Raw genomic sequence first — 11,568 nt, 5'->3', positions numbered from 1 at the left:
TCTCCGTTCAAATGGCGGTAACGCGTCAAGCATATGCAGAAGTCAAACAGCGTCTGGCGGAACAACACCGCTACGATAGGGATGCTTACTGTGAAGGAAAGACAACGTTTGTCACCTCGATTTTATCAAAAACCATGAAATAACCCATAAGCAATCATGTGCCTGATCGAAGATGGCTTCGATATTCACTGGGGGACATACCGCTCCACTTACGGAACTGCTTGGAGAAATATAACGCATCATTGAAACCGACCGAAGAGGATACCTGGTCGATGGTGAGCGTTCCTCCAAGCAGTTCCTTTGCTTTATCCATGCGAACCTTTAACAAATATTGCTTGGGTGACATTCCGATCTTTTGCTTAAAGGCCTTAGAGAGGTGAGCCCTATGATAACCAAGCGAGGATGCCATGTGGTCGATACTGATCTGTTGATGAAATTGGAGAGAGATCCAGCGGATCGCTTGATTGATCTGGCGGTCGATAACATCCGGTAAATGTGCGGAATTAGGGGTTAGCGAACCTATGTTCGCAAGGCCGAATTTGTGCACCAAAAGGCGCATCCACCCAGAAGCCTCCAAACTTTCCAACCTTGGATAAGCAGACTGCTGGAAGGAAAAACGAATATGTTCATACAAGTTATGTATCTCTAAAAGATTATCTAAGTGTATTAACGGCTTGTCCGGTGTAATCCCCACTTCTTTAAATAGCTGCTGAACGGCTTCTCCTTGCAAGGCTACCCATACATAAGTCCAAGGCTGTTCCATGTCTGCCTGATAGCTGAATAATGCCCCTGGGAATATAACAAAGGTATCTCCTGCACCACATACCTGAGAGTTACTTTCACTCTGAAACACTCCCTTACCATCCATTACGGTATGTATAAGGTAGTAATCGTGAACAGAAGGCCCCATCTTATGTCCTGGGACCGGTTTACCTTCTCCGCTGAACAATACAGTCAGGTCGATTTCATCTGGAGCAAGATTAAACCCTGCTGTGAAATGATAATGCTCTGAAGCCATTTGCTTCTGACCTCCTATACGTGATTTGAATTACATATAGATTATAGGACATACCACATAAATGCAACAAACATCCATATATGAATTGTATTTATCCATACTCATTGAGATCGCTCTCATTTATAGTGAATAGTGAAGAGAGAGACGGATACCCTCTGATATTCAAGTGTTTATAAGGAAAATTTATGGATATTTTCTGTGTCGTTAACGATGTCGGGACCGTAGAGCTCACTATTTAAGGAGGAATATTTCACATGTCCAAAATTACATTTATCGGAGCGGGAAGTACTGTATTTGCAAAGAACGTTTTAGGAGATTGCATGAGAACTCCAGCCCTTCAAGGCTTTGAGCTTGCCCTATATGATATTGATCTTCAGCGCCTAAAAGATTCTGAGAATATGTTGAGTAATATAAAAGCAAGTAGTGGCAGTACTTGTATCGTGAAATCTTATACGGATCGCAAGGAAGCTTTACGTGGAGCTAAGTATGTAATTAATGCGATCCAGGTCGGGGGGTACGATCCTTGTACCATTACAGACTTTGAAATTCCGAAGAAATATGGCTTACGTCAGACGATTGCGGACACGGTTGGTATCGGTGGCATTTTCCGCAACTTACGTACGATTCCTGTCATGCTTGATTTTGCCGCAGAAGTGAGAGAGGTTTGTCCAGATGCACTCTTTATGAACTATACGAATCCAATGGCCGTATTGACGAATGTGATGAACACTTATGGTGGTGTGAAGACCGTAGGATTATGTCATAGCGTACAGCATTGTATTCCAGGCTTATTCGAGCATCTGGGAATGGATCAGACAGGTGTACAAGCTAAGATCGCCGGTATTAACCATATGGCTTGGCTACTCGAGGTTACGAAGGATGGAGAGGACTTATATCCGGAAATCAAACGTCGCGCTGCCGAGAAGCAGAAAGAACATCATGGGGATATGGTTCGTTATGAAATGATGCTTAAATTTGGTTACTATATTACGGAGTCTTCAGAACATAACGCAGAGTATCATCCTTATTTTATCAAACGTAATTATCCTGAACTCATAGAACGGTTTCAAATTCCACTCGACGAGTACCCCCGCCGCTGTGTAGAACAAATTGAACGGTGGCAGCAAATGCGTGAAGAATTAGTAAATAACAAAGAGCTTGTACATGAACGTTCGCATGAATATGCGTCCTACATTATGGAAGCCATCGAAACGAATGTACCTTTTAAAATAGGTGGTAATGTTATGAATACAGGTCTTATCACCAATCTTCCGAAAGAAGCATGTGTAGAAGTTCCGTGCCTTGTAGACCGCAGTGGCGTGACTCCAACCTTTGTGGGAGATCTGCCTCCGCAGTGTGCTGCACTGAATCGTACGAACATTAATACACAATTGTTAACAATTGAAGCAGCGATTACTCATAAGAGAGAGCATATTTATCACGCAGCTATGCTCGATCCGCACACTGCCGCCGAACTGTCGATGGATGACATTACGAATATGTGTGATGAGCTGATCACAGCCCATGGAGACTGGTTGCCCGCGTATAAATAATGCGGTCTAATCTTTCATTGTATAAACACAAAAAGAGCCTGAGAAATCAGGCTTTTTTTGCTTATCTGTCTAGGACAACTGGGGTCTTAAAGAATACACATATATGGACACCTAAATGCGGAGGTGAAGCATGATGATCGTTGAGAATTATACTTTAGCATCGTCTACAACCCATGCCACTCCTTATTACGTGATCAGAGGCGGGCTCCCAGGTCCTGTGTTTATGGTGGTGTCCGGCATACACGGGAATGAAACGGCAAGCATTCGTGCGGCGAAAAACATCGTGAATCACTTAAGACAAGGAGAATTAAATATTTACCGTGGTACGCTTATTATTGTGCCTCTCATGAATCAAAAAGCTTATCGCAAACGAATTCGGGGCGTGCCGGATTTGAACCGGACGTTTCCACGTACTCGGAATGGATCTGCCAAACATCCGTTATCCGTAGCCTTGCTTCAATTAATAAGACGTTATCGCCCCAGCTGGTACCTTGATCTCCATGAAGCGAACGGTTTGTCTCAAAGAAATCCTAAACGCCTTGGTCAGTCTAATATCATTAAGCCTGGGAGCCAAGGTACGGTTACGGCTAGGCGTATCATAAAAGACATTAACCGTACAATCGCAAATACTTCTTATCATTTTAATATCCGTTTACGAGAGCGCCCCGGGTCGTCACGTGCGGCCGTCTCCCGTATCATAGGAGCGAAGGCATTTACTGTGGAAACCTGCTGGAGTCTTGATCGTGACCTTCGTATTCGTTATCAGATAGACATTGTTAGTCGCTTTTTAAGAAGTGCTGGATTGATGTGATGATAATTAGATATGCTGTATGCCAAGCAAGCTGACCCTAAGTTCAATAGGAATCGGCTTGTTTTGTGTGGATTTAAAAGATCATTGACAACAATGGGTATAGTGTATATATTACATATATACATTGAATACACATAAACTAGGAGTGAGGGCACGCGTTCATGAACATATTGATATCCAACACTTCCGGTGAACCCATCTATGCACAGATTGTAAGTCAGATCCGCCAGATGATCCTACAAGGAGAGTTAGTTTCAGGTACGCCTTTACCTTCTATTCGACTGTTAGCCAAAGAGCTGCAGATTAGCGTAATTACAACAAAACGAGCTTACGAAGAACTGGAGAGAGAAGGCCTTATTAATTCCATTGTGGGAAAAGGTTCCTTTGTTTCTGGTGCAGATCAGGAGTTTATTCGTGAGCAACGGCTACGGATCATGGAGAACAAGATGAAGGAGATTATTGACGAGAGTAAGCTGTTGGGGATTGATTTTGCTGAGTTCAGTGAGATGTTGAAATTGCTGTATGAGGAGGAGACAGAATGAACGATGTCATTCAATTGAATCAAATATCTAAAAAATATGGCCATTTTAGCCTATGCGAACTTACGTTCGGTATTAAGGAAGGGTATATAACGGGGTTAATAGGACCCAATGGGGCAGGGAAAACAACTTTAATTAAAATGATGATGGGTATGGTACAGCCCGACCAAGGAAGTATCGAGATTTTTGGCAAAGAAACATCCATAAAGAATGCAAAGTACAAAGATCGAATTGGGTATGTTTCCGATGAGAACTATTTTTACGATCCATTAACCATCGATCAGATGAGTAAGATGATTGCTCCCTTTTATAGCCAGTGGGATAAAGAGACTTATAGGAAATACATAGAGATGTTTAAGCTTTCCCCGCGGAAAAAGATTAAAGAGCTCTCCAAAGGAATGAAGATGAAGTATTCGCTCGCTATTGCCTTATCGCATGGTGCAGATCTGCTCATCATGGACGAACCTACTGCAGGTCTTGATCCCATATTCCGGAGAGAACTGCTTGATTTACTTAGTGAGCATATCCAGGATGAGAAGAAATCTATTCTTTTCTCCACGCATAACACGACTGATTTAGACCGGATAGCGGATTATATTGTTTTTGTGAATGAGGGGCGGTTAGTTTTTAATGAGATGAAAGAATCACTACCTAATAAATATATGCTGGTAAAAGGCGACAAGGAGCTGCTTGATCGGGATGTGCGAAAATGGTTCATCGGGCTTAGAGAGACGGAAGTTGGTTTCGAGGGTCTTCTGAACAAGCGCTCTGAGGGTGAACGATTCTTTAGAGATCATGCTATATGCGAGACACCTACTCTGGAAGAAATTATGTATTTTACGGTAAAGGGAAACGCTTTGTATGTTTAATCTCTTGCTGTTGATTCGGAAAGACATTATTCTCCTGCGGAATTTTATCCCTTTATTTCTCTTGAGTATTTTGTTTGTTGCCTATGTGCAAAAGGATAGCTCCAGTATGTTTGCTGCCTTTCAATCCTTACTGTTGCTCGTATACTCCTGTTCAATGGATGCACAGAATAACAACACAAAGTTTGTTATAGGATTGCCAGTAAGTCGGCAAGAGATTGTCTTGGCTAAATACTTATCACTGATTCCTTATATTTTCATCGGTTTGGTTTGCTCATTAGTTTTGTTTCTAATTTCTTTTTCATTTGGCTATTCCATTAGTCCAGTGTATTGGATAGGGGTATCTTTAACGTTACTTATGATTCCTTTGACTGCGTCTATTTATCTGCCGATTCATTATTGGCTTGGTTACAAAAACTTTTACTTCAATACCTTTTTTAATGTAGTTGTAACGATAACCACGATAAGTGCTGGAGCTTCACTCACCAATTCATCAGTTTTCTCAAAAATAACCCATTTAAAGCTGCAAGATCATCTGGTGCAGATAGGTTTGATAGGGATCGTTTATCTATTCATCTTGTACTTCTCATATAAGATTTCACTACGATTGTTCAGCAGGGAAGAGTTATAAGCTAAGGAGGACTTATAGTGTATCATTCATTTTATCTTATTCAAAAAGACTTCATTCTTCTGCGTAAATTTCTGATGCTGCTAATCCCTTTCTTTATTTTTATAGCTTACTCGAACTATCATAGCTTCAGTTTATTTACGGTGATGCCACCCATGCTGTTATTGATAAGCTCCTGTTCTATGGATACTCAGCAGATGACGCAACGGTTTCTCGTTAATCTCCCTGTACGGAGACAAGAGCTTGTCCGTGCCAAATACTTCTCAATCCTTCCATATGCGCTTGTTGGGCTGGCAGCAACTGCTTTTACCTATCTCCTGATTATTATGACAGGTAAAGAGGTAACCCCTTATTTTTGGCAAGAGGTTGGTATTGCGATATCTATTTTCCCACTCCTTGCTATGCTTTATTTACCGATTCATTACTGGTTAGGTGCTAAAGGAACGCAAGTGGTTAATCTCGTTTTTATGATGATTATAATGGTTGGTCCGAATGTGATCGGTAGTTTGCTTCAATGGTTTCCTGACCTAGAGAACTGGCAGAGCTATGGCGTGAAATCTAGCTTTATTCCTTATATCATAATAGGACTCGCTTACGTGTTTTTACTCAGCTGTTCTTATCTCATTTCATTGCGGATTTTTGAGAAAAAGGATCTGTGATTTTAATAATTTGAGATTTAGATTGAATTCATATACCATTATCACTACAAAGATAAATACTGTAGGGGAAGGGTATACATCCAATGCCTAAAATGATTTATAGTTTTCGTACAAAAATGATTATGCTGCTGATGGCCAGTATGCTAGTATCCGGTGGGATAACCTTTTTAATCTATAAGGCGCTCCAGCGATATTATCACTCTGAGGTGAAGTTTGAGAATCCACTTACCCAAGTTCGCTATGTAATAAGAGATATTGGAGATGTGAATACATTTTTAATTATCTTTATACCACTCGCCATTCTATTTTTCTTCTTATTCACTAAGCCGTATGCAAAATACTTCAAAGAAATATCAAAGGGGATTCATCAGCTAGCATCAGGTGATTTCTCTGAACGAGTAGATATACCTTCCAAAGATGAATTTGGGATCATTGGTCATGATCTAAATCTAGCCATAGAGAATATGCAAGAGGCCATTGAGCGGGGAGATATTGCCGAGAGCAGTAAAGATCAACTCGTGTTGAACCTGGCACATGATTTGCGTACACCCCTAACCTCGGTTATTGGCTATTTGGATTTTATTTTGAAAGACAATCAATTAACGCCTGAACAGACCAGGCATTACACGACGATTGCTTATACCAAATCTCAACGTTTAGAAAAATTGATCGATGAGCTGTTTGAAATTACAAGAATGAACTATGGCAAGCTTAAGCTTGAGAAATCCTCGATTGATCTCAGTGAGCTTCTTTTACAATTGAATGAAGAATTATATCCAGTCTTTGAGAAAAATGGTCTAATCTCCAGAATGGATATGACACAACCTCTGATGATATATGGCGACGGGGAATTGTTAGCACGTGTATTTGAGAACCTTCTTATGAATGCGGCCCGATACGGAAGCGATGGTCAATTTATTGATATTCACGGTTACTTGGACGCTAACGAGGTAGTCGTAGAAGTGATTAACTATGGGAATTGTATTGAGCCGGAAGAGTTGCCACGTATTTTTGATATGTTTTACACGGGTGATCGTGCACGAACACATCCAACTGGAAGTACGGGACTTGGCTTGTTTATTACTAAAAATATAGTAGAGCAGCATCATGGAACCGTATCTGCGCAAAGCAGTGTGGTGCGGACAATCTTTGAAGTGAGACTCCCGAGAAACAGTAATTGAAGACCATTTCTATATGATGAAGTACCAACCTAAAGAGGATTCGTTGGTGGATGATATCTAAAGATAGTCAACCTTTGAAATCCTCTTAAAAACATGATATAATTAGCTTGCTAATTAATTTGTAAGGTGGTCCGGAGGAACAAGCTGTGATTGAAGATGAGATAAGAGAACTACTGGACAGAATTTCTGCGGAAATGCGTAGAGATTATGCAGCATTGCTTAGAGAATTTAATCTTCATGTGGGCCAAGAACAGTTATTATGCCGGTTATGGAGATCAGATGGAATGACCCAGATCCAGTTAAGCGAAAGTCTGAATTGTGAGCCGCCAACGATTACGAACATGGTGAAATCACTTGAGAGTCATGGGTTTGTTGTTCGAAAAAGAGATCCTGAAGATGGCAGAGTAAGCCGAGTGTATCTTACTTCAGCCGGACGTAATCTTTGTGAACCTGTGGAACGTATATGGAATAAGCAACTGGATAAATTATTAACAGGAATTTTACCCGAAGAACGTTTATTATTAAGAAGGCTTATGAAACAGATGGCGGATAATTTATCTTGAATCTGGCATAGCTCAGCACATCCATTAGCAAGCTAACCAACACTTAGAAAAGAGGAACATAGATGATTACCAGTTTAACTCGTATTAATGAACTAGCCAGGAAAGAACGTGAAGAAGGCCTGACAAAAAGTGAATGGGTGGAGCAGATCGCTTTACGTGAAGATTACCTACGTGAAATTCGTGGACAAGTTCGTAACAGTCTGTCGGGAGTGACGATTGTAGATCCTGAGGGAAATGATGTTACGCCTGAAAAGATTCGGTTGTCGCGTAAAGAAACTTTGAACTAATTTATAGTTAATAAAATGGATGAGCACCTTTAGAATATCGTTGAATAGCCCTAAGGCTTAATCAGCGAATATCTAAAGGTGTTTTTTTATGATATCAATTGAACGAAAGTGGAATCATATTTATAAAAGTTATCTTAACGGAAGCTTAATTCTATTTCTTTAGTTGTGGTTGAGAATTAAGACTGAATTAATCTTGTGTTACACAGGATCTAAGACTGGATGGTTAGAATGAAATGGACAGAAGATAAGATATAAACATATGGGGAGCGGGAGATGACAGATGAAAAAAGCATTGTTCTTGTTACTTAAAGTAGTAGTAGTTATTATCGTACTAATCGTAGTATTTCTTGCCACTGTATTTACAGTTAATGTGGTCAGCAACAAATTAGAGAAAGGCAAAATTGAATCCTATGGCCAGCTAATACCTGTAGACGGAAAAAACATGAATGTCATGATTCAAGGTCAAGGCGAAGAAACGGTAGTGTTACTACCAGGTTTCGGAACGGCAGCCCCAGGAATTGATTTTAAACCGCTAGTTGACGAGCTATCTCCATTCTACAAAGTGGTAGTAATTGAGCCATTTGGGTATGGGTTAAGTGATATCACTGAAAAAGAACGAACGGTCGATAATATAGTGAGTGAACTTCATGAAGCTTTACAACAATTAAAAATAGACCGTTATATTCTGATGGGGCATTCTATTTCTGGAATTTATGGTCTGGACTATGTGAACAAATACAAAAACGAAGTCAGTGCATTCGTGGGGATCGACAGCAGTGTACCGGCACAAGGAGCAGGTGAGACGCTTCCAACTGCAGCCTTAAAATCACTTAAACAATCAGGATTCTTCAGATTGCTGGTTAAAATCGATCCTAACCAAATCCTCTCACCAAATGTGGATGATAAAACGAAAGAACAAAATAGAATGATTACGCTTAAAAACATGATGAACCCAAACATCATTAACGAAGCAGAGCATTTCCCTAGTAATTTTAAAGCTACCGAAACATTGAAGTTTCCTAAAGATCTTCCTGTACTTTTCTTCTTAGTGAAAGATACTACGGATGTTGAGGGCTGGGAAGCTTTACATGAAGATCAGATTAAAGATTCCTTACAGGGGAAGATGATTCTGCTTGAAGGCGATCATTATTTACACCATACCCGATCAAAAGAAATCGTCCAGAATTTCAGAAGCTTCATGAATGAAACCAAATAAGCATAAATGAGAAAGCGTCGAACGATTCGTTTAGTGAATCCTTCGGCGTTTTTTTATATGAATGATAAGCAACAAAAAATGATTGATCAACGCATTTGTGGGCACTCTAAACCTTAATCTTTATTATAGGAAGGACTAACATAGCATGTGCGGAATAGCAGGAATATTAAAATGTAATGGACACCCCCCGCAAGAAGAAACCTTAAAACAAATGACAGGTGCAATGAATCATCGAGGTCCTAATCATGAGGGAATATGGCTTGATTCTCGCATTGGACTCGGTTTTCGGAGGTTGTCCATTATAGACCTACGTGATGGGAATCAGCCGATGACGAATGAAGATCAGTCCCTGTGGATTGTTTTTAATGGTGAGATCTATAATTATAAAACACTAAGAGATCAGCTGAAGCTAAAGGGACATCATTTTCAAACACAATCAGATACAGAGGTTATTTTGCATTTATTTGAGGAATACGGCAAGGACTGTGTTCATCATCTACGTGGAATGTTTAGTTTTGCGATTTGGGATCGTAAGGAACAAACGCTTTTTGCTGCTAGAGATCATTTTGGTATTAAGCCTTTTTATTATTACAAAGATGAGAATAATCTTTTATTTGCTTCAGAAATCAAAAGCATTCTTGCCGTGCAAGGAGTGCCTAGAAAGCTTCAGTATCAAAGCTTATTTAGCTACTTAACTTTTCAGTATGTACCGCAACCCGATACGATGTTTGAACATATTCATAAATTAGGCCCTGCAGAGCGTATTTTTGTTAACCCGAATGGTGAAATGAAGATCGAGAAATATTGGGAACCCCATTTTCATCCGGTAAAACGATCCTTAGCAGACTATGCGGAAGAAATTCAATGGAAATTGAAAGAGTCTGTAAATCTTCATTTACAAAGTGATGTGAATAGAGGGTGTTTTTTGTCCAGTGGAATTGACTCCACAGCTATAGCTGCAATGATGAAAGCAGAAGAATCAACAAAGACTTTTTCGATTGGATTTGAAGGGGTGAACAATGAAACTATCATTGCAAATCAAACGGCAGCCAAACTGGGGACGGATCATTATTTTCACATTTTATCTACAGAAGACTTTTTTGAGAGTATACCGAAAACGGTATGGCATCTAGATGAGCCTGTTGCGGACCCTTCCGCTATTGCGCTCTATCATCTTAATCAGCTTGCCAAAGAGCATGTCACGGTTGTCCTATCGGGGGAAGGCGCTGATGAATTATTCGGAGGATACCGAATCTATAGAGAGCCGGATGCATTAAGACCCATTACATGGATGCCTAACTTCATAAAGGATACGTTACGAAAATCTTTAACCGTATATCCTTATCATTTTTATGGAAAAAATTATTTACTTCGGGGGCTGACACCTTTAGAGGAACGCTTTTTCGGTAATGCTAATATCTTTAACAAAAGCGGAAAGATGAACTTGCTTCACGAATCGGTACACGCTCAAAATAGCTTTTTACATCCGACCGATATCGTTAAGCCTTTTTATGATAAGACAGTGCACCTTGATCCTACGACAAGAATGCAGTTTATTGATATGAACTTTTGGTTACCTGGCGATATTTTATCAAAAGCAGATAAGCTCTCTATGGCACATTCATTGGAATTAAGAGTCCCGTTTTTAGATAAAGAGGTTTTTGAAACGGCCAGTAAAATTCCAGTCGCCAATCGGATTGGCAAAAACACAACAAAACTTGCTTTGCGTAAAGCTATGGAAGGTATTGTTCCGGACGCAATTGTGAATCGTCCGAAATTAGGATTTCCCGTACCGATTCGTGATTGGCTTAAGACCCCGATTTCAGATATAATGTTTGAGCAAATACGCTATAGTGGTATTGAAGAAATATTCAATATGAATATCATCGAAGAAATGTTTATCCAGCATCGGAGTAATAAAGGTGATTATTCGCGTAGAATCTGGCTAATTTACATTTTTTCAGTGTGGTACACACTTTTTATGAAAGAAGATCTGAAGCAATTAAAGAGTGCCGTGCTGTAATGGGGGAGTGATCGCTTGAACATTGAGGAATATGCATGTAAACATGAGCAGTAAATAAAGGAAACTTACGGATTTACTTACAGTAGTCCTAAGATAAAGATAAAGATTGTAGACAATAATGAATCAAGAAATCAACTTGAAGAGACACTTGAAAAATTACCACAGAAGTACCTGGCCAAATGGGCTTTGAGCGTTGCTGTTGAACGTCTGGATCAACATCTTAT

The 11,568-nt window shown here is 40.0% G+C and carries 13 protein-coding genes; 12 read left to right on the top strand and 1 reads right to left on the bottom strand.

The features are described from left to right. The first annotated feature begins 11 nt into the window (after positions 1-11). Positions 12-143, top strand: coding sequence for a GrpB family protein (locus tag MHB64_RS16090; RefSeq protein WP_256989725.1), 132 nt, complete (start codon positions 12-14; stop codon positions 141-143). Between the two features lie 11 nt (positions 144-154). Here MHB64_RS16090 and MHB64_RS16085 read toward each other — a convergent pair whose 3' ends face one another. Beyond that, positions 155-1,018 carry an AraC family transcriptional regulator gene (locus MHB64_RS16085; RefSeq protein WP_341134877.1) on the bottom strand — a complete coding sequence of 288 codons (864 nt, stop codon included), beginning with the start codon at positions 1,016-1,018 and terminating at the stop codon, positions 155-157. Positions 1,019-1,272: 254 nt separating this feature from the next. On the opposite strand from MHB64_RS16085, the gene MHB64_RS16080 reads away from it, so the two are divergent. The 11 genes from MHB64_RS16080 to asnB all read left to right on the top strand — a co-directional run bounded on the left by MHB64_RS16080 (position 1,273) and on the right by asnB (position 11,344). Then, the gene (locus tag MHB64_RS16080) at positions 1,273-2,571 is read left to right on the top strand and encodes an alpha-glucosidase/alpha-galactosidase (RefSeq protein WP_341134876.1); all 1,299 of its coding nucleotides are present in this window, start codon (positions 1,273-1,275) and stop codon (positions 2,569-2,571) included. Between the two features lie 133 nt (positions 2,572-2,704). After that, a complete protein-coding gene (locus tag MHB64_RS16075; protein WP_341136087.1) occupies positions 2,705-3,382 on the top strand; it encodes a succinylglutamate desuccinylase/aspartoacylase domain-containing protein in 678 nt (225 codons plus the stop codon). A 161-nt stretch (positions 3,383-3,543) separates the two neighbouring features. Then, on the top strand, positions 3,544-3,924 hold the full coding sequence (locus MHB64_RS16070; protein ID WP_094869071.1) for a GntR family transcriptional regulator: 381 nt from the start codon (positions 3,544-3,546) through the stop codon (positions 3,922-3,924). Continuing rightward, positions 3,921-4,790 carry an ABC transporter ATP-binding protein gene (locus MHB64_RS16065; RefSeq protein WP_341134875.1) on the top strand — a complete coding sequence of 290 codons (870 nt, stop codon included), beginning with the start codon at positions 3,921-3,923 and terminating at the stop codon, positions 4,788-4,790. Before MHB64_RS16070 ends, MHB64_RS16065 begins: the two co-directional genes overlap by 4 nt. Next, positions 4,783-5,418, top strand: coding sequence for an ABC-2 transporter permease (locus tag MHB64_RS16060; RefSeq protein ID WP_094869069.1), 636 nt, complete (start codon positions 4,783-4,785; stop codon positions 5,416-5,418). The genes MHB64_RS16065 and MHB64_RS16060 overlap by 8 nt, the downstream gene beginning before the upstream one ends. A 17-nt stretch (positions 5,419-5,435) precedes the next feature. After that, on the top strand, positions 5,436-6,074 hold the full coding sequence (locus MHB64_RS16055; RefSeq protein ID WP_341134874.1) for an ABC-2 transporter permease: 639 nt from the start codon (positions 5,436-5,438) through the stop codon (positions 6,072-6,074). 83 nt (positions 6,075-6,157) lie between these two features. Next, entirely contained in the window at positions 6,158-7,255 is a 1,098-nt protein-coding gene (locus MHB64_RS16050) for a sensor histidine kinase (RefSeq protein ID WP_094869067.1), read from the top strand. 146 nt (positions 7,256-7,401) lie between these two features. Further along, positions 7,402-7,818: a MarR family winged helix-turn-helix transcriptional regulator gene (locus MHB64_RS16045; protein WP_256989724.1), complete on the top strand. Its 417-nt coding sequence runs from the start codon at positions 7,402-7,404 to the stop codon at positions 7,816-7,818. Positions 7,819-7,880: 62 nt separating this feature from the next. Next, on the top strand, positions 7,881-8,105 hold the full coding sequence (locus MHB64_RS16040; RefSeq protein WP_042188496.1) for a DUF896 domain-containing protein: 225 nt from the start codon (positions 7,881-7,883) through the stop codon (positions 8,103-8,105). 280 nt (positions 8,106-8,385) lie between these two features. Then, positions 8,386-9,321: an alpha/beta fold hydrolase gene (locus tag MHB64_RS16035; protein WP_341134873.1), complete on the top strand. Its 936-nt coding sequence runs from the start codon at positions 8,386-8,388 to the stop codon at positions 9,319-9,321. Between the two features lie 145 nt (positions 9,322-9,466). Continuing rightward, positions 9,467-11,344 carry an asparagine synthase (glutamine-hydrolyzing) gene (gene asnB, locus MHB64_RS16030; RefSeq protein ID WP_341134872.1) on the top strand — a complete coding sequence of 626 codons (1,878 nt, stop codon included), beginning with the start codon at positions 9,467-9,469 and terminating at the stop codon, positions 11,342-11,344. Positions 11,345-11,568: the final 224 nt, after the last annotated feature.

The organism is Paenibacillus sp. FSL K6-2859 (assembly GCF_038008265.1).
GTDB lineage: Bacteria > Bacillota > Bacilli > Paenibacillales > Paenibacillaceae > Paenibacillus_AQ > Paenibacillus_AQ nitricinens.
The sequence above is the reverse complement of the archived record's forward strand: the minus strand, read 5'-3'. Positions and strand labels throughout refer to the sequence as shown.